The sequence below is a fragment of the Streptomyces sp. WMMC940 genome (assembly GCF_027460265.1).
Classification (GTDB): domain Bacteria; phylum Actinomycetota; class Actinomycetes; order Streptomycetales; family Streptomycetaceae; genus Streptomyces.
The window spans coordinates 3,557,318-3,575,584 of record NZ_JAPZBC010000001.1; the positions used below are offsets into that span (position 1 = coordinate 3,557,318).

General features: G+C 72.7%; 15 protein-coding genes and 1 pseudogene. 8 read left to right on the forward strand and 8 right to left on the reverse strand.

All coding sequences use genetic code 11. The features are described from left to right. Positions 1-19 precede the first annotated feature (19 nt). Genes kdpB through kdpF form a run of 3 tightly spaced genes read right to left on the reverse strand, consistent with a single transcriptional unit; the run spans position 20 to position 3,915 of the window. On the reverse strand, positions 20-2,158 hold the full coding sequence (kdpB, locus tag O7595_RS15585; RefSeq protein ID WP_269729290.1) for a potassium-transporting ATPase subunit KdpB: 2,139 nt from the start codon (positions 2,156-2,158) through the stop codon (positions 20-22). After that, a complete protein-coding gene (kdpA, locus tag O7595_RS15590; RefSeq protein WP_269729291.1) occupies positions 2,155-3,819 on the reverse strand; it encodes a potassium-transporting ATPase subunit KdpA in 1,665 nt (554 codons plus the stop codon). The genes kdpB and kdpA overlap by 4 nt, the downstream gene beginning before the upstream one ends. Positions 3,820-3,825: 6 nt before the next feature. Next, positions 3,826-3,915: a K(+)-transporting ATPase subunit F gene (gene kdpF, locus O7595_RS15595; RefSeq protein WP_269729292.1), complete on the reverse strand. Its 90-nt coding sequence runs from the start codon at positions 3,913-3,915 to the stop codon at positions 3,826-3,828. Between the two features lie 492 nt (positions 3,916-4,407). Between kdpF and O7595_RS15600 the strand changes: the two genes are divergently transcribed. Further along, positions 4,408-4,731: a hypothetical protein gene (locus O7595_RS15600; protein WP_269729293.1), complete on the forward strand. Its 324-nt coding sequence runs from the start codon at positions 4,408-4,410 to the stop codon at positions 4,729-4,731. A 63-nt stretch (positions 4,732-4,794) separates the two neighbouring features. On the opposite strand, the gene O7595_RS15605 is transcribed toward O7595_RS15600, so the two are convergent. Continuing rightward, positions 4,795-5,121 (reverse strand): carboxymuconolactone decarboxylase family protein, encoded by a 327-nt coding sequence (locus tag O7595_RS15605; RefSeq protein ID WP_269729294.1) that lies wholly within the window; start codon positions 5,119-5,121, stop codon positions 4,795-4,797. 523 nt (positions 5,122-5,644) lie between these two features. Here O7595_RS15605 and O7595_RS15610 point away from each other — a divergent pair. After that, entirely contained in the window at positions 5,645-6,634 is a 990-nt protein-coding gene (locus tag O7595_RS15610; protein WP_269729295.1) for a serine hydrolase, read from the forward strand. Between the two features lie 73 nt (positions 6,635-6,707). Here O7595_RS15610 and O7595_RS15615 read toward each other — a convergent pair whose 3' ends face one another. Next, a complete protein-coding gene (locus O7595_RS15615) occupies positions 6,708-7,451 on the reverse strand; it encodes a histidine phosphatase family protein (RefSeq protein ID WP_269729296.1) in 744 nt (247 codons plus the stop codon). 690 nt (positions 7,452-8,141) lie between these two features. Between O7595_RS15615 and O7595_RS15620 the strand changes: the two genes are divergently transcribed. Further along, positions 8,142-10,310 (forward strand): sulfatase, encoded by a 2,169-nt coding sequence (locus O7595_RS15620; RefSeq protein WP_269732500.1) that lies wholly within the window; start codon positions 8,142-8,144, stop codon positions 10,308-10,310. Positions 10,311-10,924: 614 nt separating this feature from the next. Here the strand turns inward: O7595_RS15620 and O7595_RS15625 are convergent. Next, the gene (locus O7595_RS15625; RefSeq protein ID WP_269732501.1) at positions 10,925-11,716 is read right to left on the reverse strand and encodes a CDP-alcohol phosphatidyltransferase family protein; all 792 of its coding nucleotides are present in this window, start codon (positions 11,714-11,716) and stop codon (positions 10,925-10,927) included. Between the two features lie 115 nt (positions 11,717-11,831). Here O7595_RS15625 and O7595_RS15630 point away from each other — a divergent pair, with 115 nt between their 5' ends. The 5 genes and pseudogenes from O7595_RS15630 to O7595_RS15650 all read left to right on the forward strand — a co-directional run. Beyond that, positions 11,832-12,812 carry a zinc-dependent alcohol dehydrogenase gene (locus O7595_RS15630; RefSeq protein ID WP_269729297.1) on the forward strand — a complete coding sequence of 327 codons (981 nt, stop codon included), beginning with the start codon at positions 11,832-11,834 and terminating at the stop codon, positions 12,810-12,812. 222 nt (positions 12,813-13,034) lie between these two features. After that, a complete protein-coding gene (locus O7595_RS15635; RefSeq protein ID WP_269732502.1) occupies positions 13,035-13,433 on the forward strand; it encodes a 6-pyruvoyl trahydropterin synthase family protein in 399 nt (132 codons plus the stop codon). Further along, positions 13,430-14,623, forward strand: coding sequence for a glycosyltransferase family 4 protein (locus O7595_RS15640; protein ID WP_269729298.1), 1,194 nt, complete (start codon positions 13,430-13,432; stop codon positions 14,621-14,623). Before O7595_RS15635 ends, O7595_RS15640 begins: the two co-directional genes overlap by 4 nt. Then, positions 14,620-15,573 (forward strand): methyltransferase domain-containing protein, encoded by a 954-nt coding sequence (locus O7595_RS15645; protein ID WP_269729299.1) that lies wholly within the window; start codon positions 14,620-14,622, stop codon positions 15,571-15,573. Before O7595_RS15640 ends, O7595_RS15645 begins: the two co-directional genes overlap by 4 nt. Before the next feature lie 131 nt (positions 15,574-15,704). Next, positions 15,705-16,448, forward strand: a pseudogene (locus O7595_RS15650) (lysylphosphatidylglycerol synthase domain-containing protein); the annotation flags it as partial. Between the two features lie 36 nt (positions 16,449-16,484). Here the strand turns inward: O7595_RS15650 and O7595_RS15655 are convergent. Beyond that, complete coding sequence (locus tag O7595_RS15655; RefSeq protein ID WP_269729300.1) at positions 16,485-17,402, reverse strand: RibD family protein; 918 nt, start codon at positions 17,400-17,402, stop codon at positions 16,485-16,487. Then, the gene (locus O7595_RS15660; protein ID WP_269732503.1) at positions 17,399-18,172 is read right to left on the reverse strand and encodes a creatininase family protein; all 774 of its coding nucleotides are present in this window, start codon (positions 18,170-18,172) and stop codon (positions 17,399-17,401) included. Before O7595_RS15660 ends, O7595_RS15655 begins: the two co-directional genes overlap by 4 nt. Between the last annotated feature and the right edge of the window lie 95 nt (positions 18,173-18,267).

The window sequence follows — 18,267 nt, forward strand, 5'->3', positions numbered from 1 at the left end:
GATCAGCACGCTTTCTGAGTTATCGCAGCCCGGGAACGAGGGAGAGGAGCAGGTCGATGAGCTTGATGCCGACGAACGGGGCGACCAGGCCGCCCAGGCCGTAGAGGGCGAGGTTGCGGCGGAGCATCCTGTCGGCACTGGACGGCCGGTAGCGGACGCCCTTCAGAGCGAGCGGGACCAGCGCGACGATGACCAGCGCGTTGAAGACGACGGCGGAGAGGATCGCGGACTCCGGCGAGGCCAGGCCCATGATGTTGAGCTCGTCCAGGCTCGGGTAGGCCACCGCGAACATCGCGGGGACGATCGCGAAGTACTTCGCGACGTCGTTGGCGATGGAGAAGGTGGTGAGCGCGCCACGGGTGATGAGGAGTTGCTTGCCGATCTCGACGATCTCGATGAGCTTGGTCGGGTTGGAGTCGAGGTCGACCATGTTGCCGGCCTCCTTCGCGGCCGAGGTGCCCGTGTTCATGGCCACGCCGACGTCCGCCTGGGCCAGCGCGGGGGCGTCGTTCGTGCCGTCGCCGGTCATGGCGACCAGCTTGCCGCCGGCCTGCTCCCGCTTGATGAGCGCCATCTTGTCCTCGGGGGTGGCTTCGGCGAGGAAGTCGTCGACGCCCGCCTCCTCGGCTATGGCCTTGGCGGTCAGCGGGTTGTCGCCCGTGATCATGATGGTCTTGATGCCCATGCGGCGCAGCTCGTCGAACCGCTCGCGCATGCCGTGCTTGACGACGTCCTTGAGGTGGACGACACCGAGGACGCGGGCGCCCTCGGCGTCCTTGACCGCGACGAGCAGCGGGGTGCCACCGGCCTGGGAGATGCGGTCGGTCAGGTCGTGGGCGTCGGTGGCGACGGTGCCGCCCTGCTCCTCGACCCAGGCGATGACCGAGCCGGTCGCGCCCTTGCGGATCCTCCGGCCGTCGACGTCCACGCCGGACATACGCGTCTGGGCGGTGAACTCGATCCAGTGGGCGTGGGCCAGTTCGCCCTGGTGACGTTCGCGCAGCCCGTACCTCTTCTTGGCGAGGACCACGACTGAGCGGCCCTCGGGCGTCTCGTCGGCGAGCGAGGAGAGCTGTGCGGCGTCGGCGACCTCTGCCTCCGTCGCCCCGCGTACGGGGACGAACTCGGCGGCTTGGCGGTTGCCGAGCGTGATGGTGCCGGTCTTGTCGAGCAGCAGCGTGGACACGTCACCCGCGGCCTCGACGGCCCGGCCGGACATCGCGAGGACGTTCCGCTGGACCAGGCGGTCCATGCCGGCGATGCCGATCGCGGAGAGCAGCGCGCCGATGGTGGTGGGGATGAGGCAGACGAGCAGCGCGGTGAGCACGATCACCGACGTCTGCCCGTCGGCCCCGGCGTAGATCGCGAAGGGCTTCAACGTCACCACGGCGAGCAGGAAGACGATCGTCAGTGAGGCCAGGAGGATGTTGAGGGCGATCTCGTTGGGGGTCTTCTGCCGGGCGGCGCCTTCGACGAGGTTGATCATCCGGTCGATGAAGGTCTCGCCCGGCTTCGTCGTGATCTTGATGACGATCCGGTCCGAGAGGACCTTCGTGCCGCCGGTGACCGCGGACCGGTCACCTCCGGACTCGCGGATGACCGGGGCCGACTCGCCGGTGATGGCTGACTCGTCCACGGACGCGACACCTTCGACCACGTCGCCGTCGCCTGGGATGATGTCGCCCGTCTCGCAGACCACCAGGTCGCCGATCCGCAGCTCCGTACCCGGAATCCACTCCTCGTTCTCGTCGACTATGCGACGGGCGACGGTGTCGGTCCTGGCCTTGCGCAGGGTGTCGGCCTGTGCCTTGCCGCGGCCTTCGGCCACCGCCTCGGCCAGGTTGGCGAAGATCGTGGTCAGCCACAGCCAGGCGGCGATCGCCCAGCCGAACCGGTCTCCCGGGTCCCTGACCGCGAGCCCGGTGGTGACCACCGAGCCGACCAGCACCACGAACATGACCGGCGACTTGACCATCACGCGAGGGTCGAGCTTGCGCAGAGCGTCCGGGATGGACCTCAGGAGCTGCTTCGGGTCGAACAGACCCCCGCCGACCCGCCCGCGCCCGGGCTTGTGCCCGGTGGGCACGTCCGAGTGCGGCGCCGGGGTCGTCGTCGTGGTGGACATGGCGTCCTCGTGCTTCGCTACGTCGATGGTCATGCCGCGAGCCCTTCGGCGAGCGGGCCCAGCGCGAGGGCCGGGAAGAACGTCAGACCGGTGATGATCGTGATGGTGCCTACCAGAAGCCCGGTGAACAGCGGCTTCTCGGTCCGCAGGGTGCCCGCGGTCTCGGGGACGGGCTTCTGCTCGGCGAGCGAACCGGCCAGCGCGAGCACGAACACCATCGGCAGGAAACGGCCGAGCAGCATGCACAGGCCCAGCGCCGTGTTGTGGAACTCGGTGTTCGCGCCGAAACCGGCGAAGGCCGAGCCGTTGTTGTTCGATGCGGAGGTGTAGGCGTACAGCACCTCGGAGAAGCCGTGCGCGCCCGTGTTGGTCATGGACGACTCGCCGTTGCCGGTGGCCATCGCGATCGCCGTGCCGATCAGGACGAGTGCCGGGGTGATCAAGATGTAGCAGGCCGCGTACTTCATCTCGCGGGTGCTGATCTTCTTGCCCAGGTACTCGGGCGTGCGGCCGACCATCAGACCGGCGATGAACACCGCCACGACCGCCATGATCAGCATGCCGTAGAGGCCGGAGCCGACACCGCCGGGCGCGATCTCGCCCAGCATCATGCCGAGCAGCAGCACACCGCCGGACAGACCGCTGAAGGAGTCGTGGAAGGAGTTGACCGACCCGGTCGACGTCATGGTCGTGGAGACCGCGAACAGGGCGGAGGCCCCCTCGCCGAACCGCTGCTCCTTGCCCTCCATCGCACCGCCCGCGAGCTGCGAGGCGGTGCCCGGGTGGGCGTACTCGATCCAGGTCACCAGGACCACGCCGACGAACCAGATCGTGGCCATCGCGCCGACGATCGCATAGCCCTGCCGCACGCTGCCGGCCATCTTGCCGAAGGTGCGCGGCAGCGAGAACGGGATGACCAGGAGCAGGAAGATCGTCAGCAGGTTCGAGAAACCGTTGGGGTTCTCGAAGGGGTGGGACGAGTTGGCGTTGAAGTAGCCGCCGCCGTTCGTGCCCAGGTCCTTGATGGCCTCCTGGGAGGCGACCGCGCCGGGGCTGATGGACTGCGTCTGCCCGGTGAGGGTGGTGATCTCGTGGATGCCGGCGAAGTTCTGGACGGCGCCGGCGGCGACCAGCAGGATCGCGGCGATCACCGAGATCGGGACGAGGATGCGGACGACACCGCGGACCAGGTCGGCCCAGAAGTTGCCCAGCTCACCGGTGCGGGACCGGGCGAAGCCGCGGACCAGCGCCACGGCCACGGCGATGCCGACGGCGGCCGAGACGAAGTTCTGCACGGCGAGACCGGCGGTCTGGGCGACGTGGCCCATGGACGACTCGCCGGAGTACGACTGCCAGTTCGTGTTGGACACGAACGAGGCGGCCGTGTTGAACGCCTGGTCCGGCGTGATCGCCGCGAAGCCCAGCGACCCCGGCAGATCGTCCTGCATCCGCAGGACCAGGTGGAGGAACAGCACGCTCACCGCGGAGAACGCCAGGACACCGCGCAGATACCCGGGCCAGCGCATCTCCGCGTCGGGGTTCGCTCCGACGGCGCGGTAGATCCACTTCTCCACCCGCAGATACTTGCCGGAGGAGAAGACGGCGGCCATGTGGTCGCCGAGGGGGCGGTGCACAAGGGCGAGCGCGCCGACCAGCGCGGTCACCTGGAGCACGTCAGCAAGGACGGGGCTCATCCGTACTCAGAACCTCTCCGGCTTGACGAGGGCGAGGACGAGATAGCCCAGCAGGGCGACGGCCACGACGAGGCCGATGACGTTCTCGGCGGTCACAGCTTCGCCACCCCCCTGGCGATGAGGACCACCAGCGCGAACACCGCGATCGTGGTGACGACGAAGGCCACGTCGGCCATCGCATGCTCCTAGGAAAGGGTCGGAGAGGAACGGACACCACGAGAGAAGCGCACCCTGGCGCGAAACCGACCCCTGTTGACGACGCCCTTACGCCGCCGGCGACCGCCTTGACGGCATCCATACGCCTCGGTGCCCTGCGTCACGCCCGCGGCACCCGGCTTGACGCCCTCCTCACGGCGTCGGCCACCGCGGAGCACCGCACGACAACGCCTGCCGTCCCGAGCGCGGCCGGGTTCGCGAACACCGGTTGATCGTGCCGGGCAACAGCGGGCTATCGCTTGCTGCGGCGCTGAGCACATCCCGCAAACGATCTCCAGCGGGCCGGGGCCCGGTATCGGTGACCGAGGCCCCGGCAGGCGGCTGAGACGGGGAGCGACGTGCTCGGCTGACGGCTGCGGCTACCCTCCGGGCATGGAGCAGGACCACCCCCTCGTCCGCGATGTCTTCCCGGAGTTCGTCGCAGAGCTGATCACTCTTCTGGAGAACGAAGGAGAGCGTGAGCTGGCCATCCGTGCGTGGGATCTTCGTCTGGTCGACGAGTGCCGCTGCGACGACGGCTTCTGTCAGAGCTTCCTGACCGAGGCTCGTCCGCGGGGGCAGCCGTACGGTGCCGGCCATCGGTGCGTGCCGCTCATGCCGTCGCGAGGCATGCTGTGCCTTGACGTCGTGGATGGCCGGATCCTGTACGTCGAAGTACTCGACCGGCCCCCGATGCAACGCCGGGCCGGCCCGTGAAGCCAGGCGCGCCGGATCGTCGGTGCCGGGCGCGCCTGGTTGCGTCAGGGCCGGGTGGGCTTCCTACGCTCCGGCCTGGGCCGCCGCGTCGGCGACGGCGATCTCGATGCTGAGCGCCTCGGCGATGTTGCCGGCCGCGGTCATGACGCGCGCCGTGCCGACGATGGGGGCGATGGCGACCAGGACGTCCTGCAACTGGTCGGCGGTCAGGCCGGCCTGGAGGGCGGGGTCGATGTGGGCGACGTAGGAGATCGGCGGAGCGTCCGAGGCGGCGAGAGCGGCGATACGGGTGAGCATGAACATGTCCGGGGCCAGTCCGCACCGCTCGATCGAGTCGACCGTCATCGCGGCGAGGGTGTCCAGTACCGGGGTTTCGGATGCTGTGGCCATGGCAGGTCGTCTCCTGACGGTTCGTGACGAGGATCGGCCGGGCGGAGGCGCGGCAAGGCTCCGCATCTCGGTGCAGCGTCCTCCTGCTCGACCGTAAGTCGGTTTGCCGCCGATCGCCCGTCGAGGCGGCTCCTCGGGGCAGGACGGACCGGGGAAGGCGGTCACGACGGCGGGCCGGGGCAGGGTCGGCAGGCACGCGGCCGGGGGGAGCGCGCGGCGGTCACGACGGCGAGCCGGGGCGAAGGAGCGGCGGTCACCCGCAAGGGCGGCCGGGCTCGTGCTCTCGGCGGCACCCCGCCCTACGGCCGGGCCCCGCCGCCCCACCTGCTCCGGCTCCCGCAGAGGGGGCCGTACGCCGATTGGCCGGCCCGGCGGGCACGGCGCGTTGGGGGCTTGTAGCGTCAGCGCACGAGCAGCGATCAATCGGATCTTCCCACCTTTGTCGCCGGGTGCCCGGAGAGGGCCGGCCGGTGAGGGCTCGGCGCGTCTCCACACCTGTGGAGCGGTGCGGAGAGGAGGCGAGTTGGCACGCCACAAGGTCACATCGATGGCCGCGTTCGGGGTTGTTGTCCTTGCGATGGCCGTCAACCCCGTGATCCCCCTCGTCCCGAACGCCGGCCCCCAGCACGCCCCCAGGACGGAGCACGCGACCCAGCGGTTCAAGGGGCGGGCCGTCGAATGCTCGTCCGGGAAGCCCAAGCTGGCGGAGACGCTCGTCCGGCACATGGTGAACTCGCTGGAGCGGCGGTCCAGTCGGGTCTCGATCGCTCTCTACGACCGTACGTCCCGGACCTCGTGCACCTACCGCGCCGACGTGCACTACGACTCCGCCAGCACGGTCAAGCCGATCGTGCTGGGCGCGTTGCTGCTGGCCAAGGGCACCGACCTGTCCAGGAAGGAGAGGTCCCTGGCCAGGGAGATGATCGTGAACTCGGACAACGACGCGACGTACGCGCTGTGGGACCTGCTGGGCGAGGCGAAGATCCAGGACTTCCTGGACGAGGCCGGGCTGGAGGACACCGACCTGAACGACGCCGGCTTCATGGGGCTGACCCAGATCACCGCGCGTGAACAGGTGAAGCTGCTCCAACTGCTCACGGGGGAGGACGAGTCCGTACTGAGCTCCCGGGAACGCGCCTACGTCCTCCGGCTGATGCGGGAGGTACAGGAGGACCAGCGCTGGGGGACGCCGGCGGGCGCTCCGTCGGACGCCGTCGTCCAGGTCAAGAACGGATGGCTGCAGCGTTCCGAGGACGGGGTCAGGAGCTCGTGGGACCGCGGGGACTGGAAGGTCCACAGCATGAGCGCCATCACCGGCAGCTCCTACGACTACGGCCTCGTGATCCTGACCGAGAACAACCGCGTCCCCGAGGGTGCGTCACCCGAAGTGGGCTGCGACTACGGCATGGAGACGATCGAGAGGCTGGCCAGGGCGATCCACCGCGACCTGTACCCGGAGGAGACGCCCGAGGTCCACCGGGCGTCCCGACCGCTGGTGAGTGCCGCGGGATAGGACAGCGGATCGGGATGTGCCGGGGGCCGGGACCGTGGGCCGGGACCACCCCGCGTCCCCTTCGGCCGTCGGCTCACCCGGCCGCGTTCACGTCGTTCCGGTCCACGCCCGCCCGCGCCCCGGAGACGATCCTGCGTCGTGCGGCGCTCCTCACCCCCGTGGCCCGCGCGGCGCCGACGTGCTGGACCACGGCGGAGACGTCCGCCACGCCGGAGACGCCCCAGCCCCCCGGGCCGGGGCGGCAGTGGACGGGGAGGCGGCCGGGCCGGACGGCCCGGCGGCCGTCGCGCGCCGGGAACGAGATGGTGCAGAGCGCCGGTGCGTCGAGGCGCCAGAAGGCACGCGCCGGTGCCGACAGGGCGTGGACGAGCAGGGCCTTGACGGTCGCGGGTTCGGCGATCACCAGGGCGCGGCCGGTGTCCGGCGGGAGGCCGTCCAGCCAGTCGGCGGTACGGCGGCACAGCCGGCGTACGGACTCGCCGCCGTGGGGCGTGGCGTCCGGGTCCCTCAGCCAGGCCGTGAAGCCGTCGGGGTCGGCCGCCGCGACCTCCTCGAACGTACGGCCCCGCCAGGCGCCGTAGTCGAGGTCGCGGAGCACGGACTCGACCGCGGGTTCCAGTCCGAGGGCGGCGGCCACGGTCGCACAGCGCGCCGAAGGCGCCCGGAGGGAGGGCAGGTACGAGGGGAGGGCCGCCCTGACCGCACCCGCGTCCCGCAGGACGCGCTCGCTCGGGGGCCCGTCACCGAAGACCCTGCTCCGGGTGCCTCGGGTGCCGTCCCCCACGGCCGCGCAGAGAAACGTCAGGCGGATCGTCATGACGACCGACCTCCTTCCCCGTCCGGCGAGTACGCCGGACTCCTGCCGCCGGTCAACTGATCAGCGGACGGGTGTGTGGCCGCGTACAACAGGTACGCCAGCGGCCCGGGCGGGGCCGGACTGGGACGCGGACATGCCGAGGATCGCCGGGTCGCGAACACGTCCCGGCCGGGCGAGGGCGCCCCCGGCGGCCGGACCGTCGGCGGTCCCGGCGAACGGTCGGCGTCCGCCGGAATCGTTGCTGCCGCCGGAGCTGCCGTGGGCGACACGGCCTGCTGTACGTCGGGCCTCATGTGCTCCAGAGTCGGCCACGGCCGCCGGGGCGGACCATCCGGCAGGTGTCCGGAACGCCCCCGCCGACCGGCCGGTGGGAGCGGCGGGGTGGTGGTGGAACCAACGGGGCGGGCACCCACGGGACGGGGCAGCCACAGGGCGTACCGTGCCCGTGCGTGGTGGGGCCGTGCACGGCCGTACCGTGCCCTTGCCCGCTGCCTCTGCCGCACCGTGGACGGCCGTACCGTGCTCGTGCCTGCCGTACCCCGTGCACGGCCGTGCACGGGGTACGTCCGAAGCCGCGTACCGGCCGAGGAGGGGGCGGTCGTGATGTCGGCGCCCGGCGGGCACCGGCGCTTGAACCGAATCCGGCGGCGGACCGTACAGGTAGTCGCGGGCGTGGCGGCCCCTGTCGTCATGCCGATCACCGGCCCTGCGCGGAAGGACCTACGGGTGGCGTTCTGGACACGCTCAAGCCGGCTGCCGGCCCAGGCCGCGGCTCCGGCCGTGGAAACCGGCACGGACGCCGGCACGGACCTCGTCACGGACGCCGGTGAACGGCCTGTGCCCGACGGCCCCCAGGACCGCCCGGACCTCGGCACCGTGACGGAGGGGGGTGCCCACCGGGCGGGCGAGCGTCAGGACGGCCTCGTGACGGACGCCGCCGATGCCTCCGCCGACGACGACGCGAACGCCCGTACCGCCTCCGACACCGGAACCGAAAGCGACGCCCGTACCGCCTCCGACAACGACACCTGTACCGGAACCGACACCCCCTCCGGATCCGACACCCCCTCCGGCACCGCCACCGACGACGCCGCCACCGCCACCACCTCCGACACCGGCCACGGCCCCGACCCCGACACCCGTGGCGACGGCGACATGGACCGCCCGGTGGCGCCCGGCACCGGCGGCCGTCGTGGCCTTCGCCCGGCCGCGGCGCGAGCGGTCCACCACGGCGCCACCGCCGTGGCCGCCCTGGTCGTCCTCACCGCGCTCCTCCTGCCCAGCAAGCTCGGGCATCTCACGGCGCCCATGTTCCTCCGCATACCGGTGGAGGGGGTCTTCGGCGTCGCCGCGCTGCTGCTCCTCGGACCTGGTCGAGGCGGCCGGGTGAGGCGCCTCGTACCGGCGTTCACCGGCGCGGCGCTCGGCCTGATGGTCGTGCTCAAGCTGCTCGACATCGGTTTCGACGCCGTCTACAAGCGGCCGTTCGACCTCGTGCTCGACTGGATCCTCCTCGACGACGGCCAGTCGTTCCTCCGCGACTCCATGGGCCCGGCGGGCGCGATCGGCGTCGTGATCGGGGTCCTCGTCCTCGTACTCCTGCTGCTCGTCCTCCTGACGTGGGCCGCCGTACGGCTGAACCGGGTCCTGGCCCGTCACGGCGCCGCGGCTGCGGGAGGCACGCTCGTGTTCGGGACCGTGTGGGTCGTGTGCGCGGCGCTGGGTGTGCGCAACACGGCGGTGCCCGTCGCGGCGGGCGGTTCGGCCGAGTTCCTCCAGGACCGGGTGCAGCAGGTGCGTGCCGGGCTGCGGGACAAGGAGGAGTTCGCCCGTGAGTCCGCCGACGACGACTTCGCCGGCGTACCCGCCGACCGGTTGCTCACCGGACTGCGCGGCAAGGACGTCATCTTCGCCTTCATCGAGAGCTACGGGCGCAGCGCGGTCGAGGACCCGGAGATGGGGCCGCGGGTCTCGGCCTTCCTCGCGGACACGGACCGCCGGCTGGGCGCGGCCGGCTGGTCCTCCAGGAGCGCGTTCCTCACCTCCCCGACGTACGGCGGCGGGAGCTGGCTGGCGCACTCCACCTTCAACTCGGGCCTGTGGATCAAGAACCAGCAGCGGTACCGCACCCTCACCTCCAGCGACCGTATGACGCTCACCAGTGCGTTCCGGAAGACGGGGGCCTGGCGGACGGTCGGCATCATGCCCGGCGTCACACGGTCCTGGCCGGAAGGGAAGTTCTACGGCCTCGACCACGTCTACGACTCGCGCAACATGGGCTACAAGGGCCCGAAGTTCAGCTGGACGCCGGTGCCCGACCAGTACAGCCTCTCCGCGTTCGAGCGCCTGGAGCACGGAAAGCCGGGCCGGGGGCCGATGATGGCGGAGATCATGCTCGCGTCGAGCCACAACCCGTGGGCGCCGATACCGCGAACACTCGGCTGGGACGAGATCGGCGACGGCTCCGTCTACCACGCCGTCGAGGAGGAGGGCAAGGACCCCGAGGAGGTCTGGAAGGACCCGGCGCGGGTCCGGACCGAGTACCGGCGCGCGATCGAGTACTCGCTGACGAGCCTCATCGCATACGTGGAGAAGTACGGCGACGAGAACACCGTGCTCGTGTTCCTCGGCGACCACCAGCCCGTGTCCACGGTCACCGAGGACAAGCTCGGCCGGGACGTGCCGGTCACGATCCTCGCCCGCGATCCGGCCGTGCTGGACCGGGTCTCCGGCTGGGGCTGGCAGCCGGGCCTCAAGCCCGGTCCGGACGCCCCGGTCTGGCGCATGGACGCCTTCCGCGACCGGTTCCTCTCCGCGTACGGGGACCGGCCGGGGGCGGCGCCGGCGACGGGGCGCTGAGCGGACCCGCACGTACGGGCGGGGCCCTCCCCGCGGGCGTCGGCACCCACCGGGCTGCGGTGCCCGTCCGTCCGGAAGCTCGTACACCACCTGCCCGGGAGGACGTCGGCACCGCGGCACTTCGAACCCCCGCCCGGCCGGAAGCACATACGTCACCTGCCCGGGAGGACGTCGGCCGTGCCCGCGCGGGCACCTTCGGCGCGCTCCCGTAGGGGCGTCGGCACCGCCCACCGGATACGCCGGCTCCGTCGCCCCACGTCCGTCGACCCCGCACGAGCCGTCGGGCAGCCGCCTTCCCCGCCGGCCCCGCCCGCCGAACGGCCGCGCGGACCACGCGACCACACACACGTTTCCCGGACCACCGCCCCGCCGGATCCGCGCCCGCCGGACGTTCCGTCCACAGCCGCCCGAACCCCCCGGCCCACCCGCCCACCCACGCAACGACACGAACCCCCACCCCGGAAACACGACGACGGCCTGCACGACCCCAACGGGGTCGCACAGGCCGTCCTCACGCAGGCCCCGGAACTACCGACAGCGGCCGGGGCCCGCCGCACCGGCCGGGACGGTGGCGGGCCCCCCGTGCCCGCCTCCCGTCGCCCGGCCGGCGGGTCTCAGACCCGCTCGCGCGCCCGCGCCCGTACCACCGCCGCGCGGGGCCGGGACGTACGCGCGACCGGAACGCCGTCGCGGGCCCTGACGCACCAGAGGCCCCTGATGTCACGGCCGAAGGACCAGACGAGGGACGCCAGTGCGCCGAGGACGAGCAACCAGGCGGCCACGAACGGCAGAAGACCGGCCGCGGCGAGGAGCAGGACGACGCCCTGGAGCGCGGCCACGGTCTTGCGGGCCATGCTCGGCGGCAGCGGGCCGTTCAGCCACGGCAGTATCCGCGCGGCGGCGACGAACGCGTACCGCATCGCACCGATCAGCAGTACCCATGCGCCCAGCGAGGCGGCCACATGGACGCTGAGCACCAGGATGAGGAACGCGTCGGCCTCCATGTCGAAACGCGCGCCCAGTGCGGACTCCGTCCCGGTGCGCCGGGCGACCTGGCCGTCGACCGCGTCGAGTACCAGCGCCACCGTGGTCAGCGCGACCAGGGCGGTGATGCGGGGTCCGCTCGCGAAGGACTCGGCGACCAGCGCGGTCACCCCGCCGACGAGCGTCGTGCGGACCAGTGTGACGGCGTTCGCGGGCCCGAACGGCCTCGGCGGCCACGACCGGTGCAGGGCGCGTGTGAGCAGCGCCCACGTCGCGACCGTGAATGCCGCGCCCGTCAGCCAGCCGGCGGCGCCGAGTCCGGTCGCCGCGTCCAGGAGGACCAGCAGGACCGTCTGCGCGCCTGCCCCTGCCACCGTCTCCGGGCGCAGCAGCCGAGTCTCGTAGGTGCCGATCATGGCCACCGCGGTACCACCCTCCGGATGTGTGACAGAGTCGACGAGTGCCGCGTACGGTGTGCGCGGTCTCATGATTTTCAGAACGTAATCCGTCGCGGGAGTGTTCAGCGGGAGGTCGTGGATGGAGCGCGTCGCACGCGCCTTCTGGCTCAATTCCCCAGGTCAGGGCGAGATTCGGGATGTTCGTCTGGAGGAGCCCGACAAGGGTGACGTGGTCGTGCGCAGCCTCTGCTCAGGGGTGAGCCGCGGCACGGAGAGCCTCGTCTTCCGGGGTGGGGTGCCGGAGAGCCAGTACGCGGCGATGCGGGCGCCGTTCCAGGAGGGCGAGTTCCCCGGCCCGGTGAAGTACGGCTATCTCAGCGTCGGCGTCGTCGAGGAGGGCCCGTCGCACCTCGTCGGCCGCACGGTGTTCTGCCTCCACCCGCACCAGAGCCGTTACGTCGTTCCGGCGAGTGCGGTCACCCCGGTGCCGGACACGGTGCCCGCCGGACGGGCGGTGCTGGCAGGGACGGTGGAGACCGCGGTGAACGCCCTGTGGGACGCCGCGCCCCTGGTGGGCGACCGGATCGCGGTCGTCGGCGCCGGGATGATCGGCGGCTCGGTCGCCGCGCTGCTGGCCGGGTTCCCAGGTGTCCGGGTGCAGTTGGTCGACGCGAACCCGGAGCGTGCCGCCCTGGCCGAGGCGCTGGGCGTCGACTTCGCCCTCCCGGAGGAGGCCCTCGGCGACTGCGACCTCGCCGTCCACGCCAGCGCCACCGAGGCCGGCCTGACCCGCTCGCTGGAACTCCTCGCGCCGGAGGGCACGGTGCTGGAGCTGAGCTGGTACGGCGACCGGCGGATCAGCGTGCCGCTGGGCGAGGCGTTCCACTCCGGCCGGCTGGTCCTGCGCGGCAGCCAGGTGGGGCGGGTGGCGGAGGCCCGGCGTTCGCGCCGCAGCTACGCCGACCGTCTCGCGCTCTCCCTGGAGCTGCTCGCCGACCCGGCGTTCGACGCGCTGATCACCGGCGAGTGCGCCTTCGACGAGCTGCCGTCGGTGATGCCGCGGATCGCCGCGGGTGAACTCCCGGGCCTGTGCCACCGGGTGGTGTACGACGCTTCGTAGCCGGCGCCGAGTCGCCGCCTCCGCGGCCCCGCTTCGCGTCCCCGCCGCGCGGAGGTCCTCCGGTCCGGCACGTCCCGCGGCCGTCGGACACCGCTCCGACGTGCCCGATCCCCGCGGAAATCCGAACGACCTGCGCCTTTGAACACGCAGTACTCTCCGGCCGTACTGATGGACACGGCCGCCCGCCGGCGGCCGAGCCGTACGACCGGGAGGTCACAGCCGTTGTTCAGCGTCACCGTCCGTGAGCACCTCATGATCGCTCACAGCTTCCACGGCGAGGTCTTCGGGCCCGCGCAACGTCTGCACGGAGCGACGTACCTCGTGGACGCCACCTTCCGCCGTGCCGAGCTGGACGCCGACGGTCTCGTCGTCGACATCGGCCTCGCCACCACCGAACTGGGCAAGGTGGTCGGCGAGTTCAACTACCGCAATCTCGACGAGGTGCCCGAGTTCGCCGGGACCAACACCTCCACGGAGTTCCTGGCCAAGGTCATCGCCGACCGGCTCGCGGACCGGGTCCACTCCGGCGCGCTCGGCGAGGGGGCGCGCGGACTGTCCGGCGTCTCCGTCACGCTGCACGAGTCGCACATCGCGTGGGCGAGCTACGAGCGGGATCTGTGAGAGCGGGCTCCGTGAGCACGCGTCCCGAGGAGTGCGATGCCGCAGCCGCGCCCGAGCGCACCGTCCGGTTCGTCATGCCGGGGGGCGTGGACGACCCGGCCGCGCCGAGCGGCGGAAACGTCTACGACCGCCGGGTGTGCCGGGAACTGCCCAGGATCGGCTGGCAGGTCCACGAGCACGCCGTCGCCGGCGAGTGGCCGCGGCCCGGTGCCGGGCCGCGGTCCGAACTGGCGCGGGTGCTGCGCGAGTCGCCCGACGGCAGCCTGGTCCTCCTCGACGGACTCGTCGCGTGCGGGGTCCCCGACCTCGTCGTGCCCGAGGCGCAACGGCTGCGGCTGGCGGTGCTGGTGCACCTGCCGCTGGGCGACGAGACCGGGCTCGCCCCGGCGGTCGCCGCGGAACTGGACGCCGCGGAGCGCATGACGCTGCGGTCCGCGGCGGCGGTCGTGGCGCCCAGCGAGTGGGCGGCGGGACGGCTCGTGGAGCACCACGGCCTCGACCCCGACCGGGTCCGTGCCGCCGCCCCCGGCGCGGACGTCGCACCGCTCGCGCCCGGCACCGCGACGGGGACTCCCGCCCTCCCCGGACGGGGTGCCGCGCCGGACGCCGTGGGTCCCCGGCTGCTGTGCGTGGCCTCCGTGACCCCGCGCAAGGGGCAGCACCTCCTGGTCGAGGCCCTGGCGTCCGTCGCCGGACTGCCGTGGACCTGTGAGCTCGTGGGCGGAATCGGCCATGACCCCGGCTATGTGGCCCGGCTCCGGGAGCTGATCGCGGAGCACGGCCTGGACGGCCGGGTGCGCCTAGCCGGGCCCCGGTCCGGTCCCGACCTGAACGCGAGCTACGCGGCCGCCGACCTGCTGCTGCTCGCCTCGCACACCGAGACGTACGGGATGGTCGTCACCGAGGCGCTCGCACGCGGTGTCCCCGTCCTGGCGACGGCCGCCGGCGGGCTCCCGGAGGCGGTCGGGCGGGCGCCCGACGGCAGTGTGCCCGGCACGCTCGTGCCGCCGGGGGACCCGGTGGCACTCGCCGCGGCACTGCGCCGCTGGCTCTCCGAGCCCGGCGAGCGGCACCGCTCGAAGACGGCCGCGCGACGGCGGCGCACCGCACTGGCCGGCTGGGAGACGACCTCCCGGAGCCTGGCCAAGGCGCTGGAAGAACTCCGGCAGAATCCCCTGGAGGCCGTGTGAGTACGACCGATGTCACGCGTTACGCACCGGAGTGGCTGGCGCTGCGGGAGGCCGCCGACGCGGCGGCCCGCGCGCCCGAACTCCTGGAACCGCTGCGGCTCCGGCTGCCCGGTTCCGGCACGGCTCCGACGGACCGGCACGGCCGGGCCGCCCCGATGGTGATCCGGGACCTCGGGTGCGGCACCGGTTCGATGGGGCGCTGGCTGGCGCCCCGGCTGAGCGGCCGCCAGCACTGGATCCTGCACGACCACGACCCGCGGTTGCTCGAACTGGCCGCCACCCGACTGCCCCGTACGGCAGCCGACGGCAGCCCCGTCACGGTCGCGACGGAACGCGGTGACGTCTCCCGGCTGACGGCGGATCGCCTCAAGGGCACCTCGCTGGTGACGGCGTCCGCGCTGCTGGACCTTTTCACCCGGGAGGAGTTGGACGGGCTGGTCGCGGCCTGCGCCGGGGCAGACTGCCCGGCGCTGCTGGCGCTGTCGGTGGTGGGGCGGGTGGACCTCTCCCCCGCGGACCCGATGGACGCCGAGATCACCGATGCCTTCAACGCCCACCAGCGGCGTGAGGAGCACGGCCGCCGGCTGCTCGGGCCCGACGCGGTCGCGGCGGCCTCCGTCGCCTTCGCCCGCCGGGGCATGACCGTGCGGGTGCAGACCAGCCCGTGGCGGCTCGGCGCCGGAACGGGGGACTTCCCGGACACCGCGGCGGGCCCGGCCACCGTCGGCGGCGACGGCCGCACGCCGGACGGGCGGTTGTCGCGGCAGCTGGCGGCGGAGTGGCTGCGGGGCTGGGTCGGCGCGGCGCGGGAGCAGCGGCCGGACCTCGCCTCGCGCGCCGAGGCGTATCTGCGGCGCCGCCTGGAGGCCTGTGAGGCGGGCGAGTTGAGCGTGGTGGTCCATCACAGCGATGTGCTGGCGCTGCCCGGTCGGACGGGCGGCGCCTCGTGATCAAGGTGGTCCGGGGGCGTCTCCGCCTGCTCGCCGGGACGGCACGCCGGGTGGTCCGGGGACGTCTCGGCCTGATCGCCGGGGCGGCGCTGGTCGCGGCGACGCTGTGGTGGCAGGGCACCGGGGCGTTCGTGGACGGGCTGCGCGGTGTCGACGCGCCCACACTCCTGGCCGCCCTGGGCATCGGCCTGTTCACGACGGTGCTGAGCGCGTGGCGCTGGTGCCTGGTCGCACGGTCTCTGGACATCCCGCTGGCACTCGGCCCGGCCGTCGCCGACTACTACCGCTCCCTGTTCCTGAACGCCGCGCTGCCCGGCGGGGTGGCCGGGGATGTGCACCGCGCGGTGCGGCACGGGCGGAGCGAAGGCGCCGTGGGCCGGGGGGTGCGCGCGGTCGTCCTCGAACGCATGGCGGGACAGGCGGTCCTGGTGGCCGTCGGTGCCGTTCTGCTGATGGCGCACCCGTCGCGCCCGCTGGAGCGGGCCGGCGGCGCGCTCCGGGAGTTCGTGCTGACGCCCGGCGCGGCCGTGGCCATCGCCGTGGCGGCCGGGCTCGTGGCCGCCGTGCGGCGGCCGGGCGGGCCGGGCGGCTCGCGGTGGGGCCGCGCGGTCCGCGGCACGCTGGCCGAGGCGAGGGTGGCGTTCCTCGGCCGGCGCCACGGTCCCGGGGTGCTGGTCTCGTCCGTCGCGGTGCTGGCCGGTCATCTCGCGATGTTCCTCCTTGCCGCCCGGGCCGCCGGATCGACGGCCGCCGCCGTGGAGTTGCTGCCCCTGATGGTGCTGGCGCTGCTCGCGATGGCGCTGCCGCTGAACGTGGGCGGTTGGGGTCCCCGGGAGGGTGTCACCGCCTGGGCCTTCGGAGCCGCGGGCCTGGGCAGTGCCCAGGGACTGAGCACTGCCGTGGCCTACGGGCTACTGGCCTTCGCCGCCGCCCTCCCCGGTGCCGCCGTGCTCGCCGTCCAGTGGTTCACCGGACCGCGGCGCTCGCAGGTCGAGTTCGAAGAGGGTGTCCTCGCCGAGGAAGGCGCGGCGCACGGGGGGCCGGAGCGCGTCCCGCATCACGTCGGGGCCGGGGAAGGCGAGACCCGGCACGCCGTCACCGATCAGCACCGGCGCCACGGTGACGTACAGCCGGTCCAGGGCGCCCTCCTGCAGGAAGCGGGACACGGTGACGCCGCCGCCCTCGACGAGCACCCGGCCGAGTCCCCGGCGCGCGAGCTCGTGCACCAGGCGGCGGGGGGCGAACGCGGCGGTGTCGGGGAGGACCAGTACGTCCGCTCCGGTGCCTGTCGTGCCGTCCGCTGCGGCCCGCCCCTGCTCGCTGCCGGCACCGACCACCCACAGGGTGGGGGCCGCGCCGTCGGTGAACACCTGCCGGGTCAGCGGGACCCGGCCGTGCGGGTCGAGGACGACGCGCACCGGGTGCGGGCCGGGGCAGGCGCGAACCGTCAGCCGGGGGTCGTCCGCGACGGCGGTCCCGGCGCCGACGACCACCGCGTCGGAGAGCGCGCGCAGCCGGTGCAGGTGTTCGCGGTCCTCGGGACCGGTGACGTAGTCGGCGTCGCCCTTGCGGGTCGCGATGAAACCGTCGAGGCTCTGGCCGAGCTGGGCGAAGGTGAAGCGGGGGCCGGCCAGGCAGAGCGGCAGATAGCGCTCGGCGAGGAGCTCCGCCCCGGCGGAGGCGTCGTCCGTCCACCGGTACCGTCCGTGCGCGTCGCGGCGCAGTCCGGCGGCCTCGGCGTCGGCTTCGGTCCGTACGTCGAGCAGGCGCTTCCAGGCGCTGGGCACGTCGAGCACCCCGGCCGGCCGCTCGGGGGGAAGTCCGTTCACCGGGCTCCCTCCCCGGACGGGCCGGCGGAACGTTCCGCCACCAGCAACGAGAAATACGCGTCGAAGGAGTCGACGAGAGCGGCCAGCAATTCCTTACCCTTCTCCGCCGATGCCAGGGAAGGCCGGCCGACCACACCGGTCTCCGTGTAAGGGCGCAGACCCAGGGTGAGCAAATGCTCCCGGTCGTCGGCGAGGAAATCGGAGGTCATATGGCCGGGGCGTACGAGTTCGGGATGGTCATGCAGCAGAATCGAAGTCTCCACTTCACCAGCGTGCATATCGCTGTGGGACGGGGTCTCCACACCCGCGCGTTCGCGTGCCGCACTCCAGTCGGCCGATCCGGGGAAAAGCGCCATGCGGGTGCCGGTGCCCACGGACTCCTGAACCACGTTGCGCAGCACATAGTTTCCGCCGTGCCCATTGACGAGCACGAGATTCCGGACGCCGGAGCGCCGGAGCGATTCGGCGATGTCCCGCACCACGGCCACGAGCGTCGTGGCGGAAATGCTGACGGTGCCCGGCCAGGCCGAGTGCTCGTGCGAACAGGAGAACGTCAGCGGCGGCAGCCGGTGGACCGGGTACGCGGCGGCGACCTCCCGCGCGACGGCACTTGCGATCAACGTGTCGGTGACCAGGGGGAGATACGGGCCGTGCTGCTCGAAGCTGCCGATCGGCAGGACCGCGACGTCCGCCCGTCCGGCACCCGCGTCCCGGGTCGTGTCCCACGGCAACAGGCCGAGTTCCGGCGGCCGTACCTGCGGGTCGGTCATCTTCCCGCCCCTTTCCTTACGCGCAATTTCTGCGTTCCATGAGATGCGGCCGATCGGAACCGGTGCAATAGCCCGGTCAGTCGAGATCTCCACAC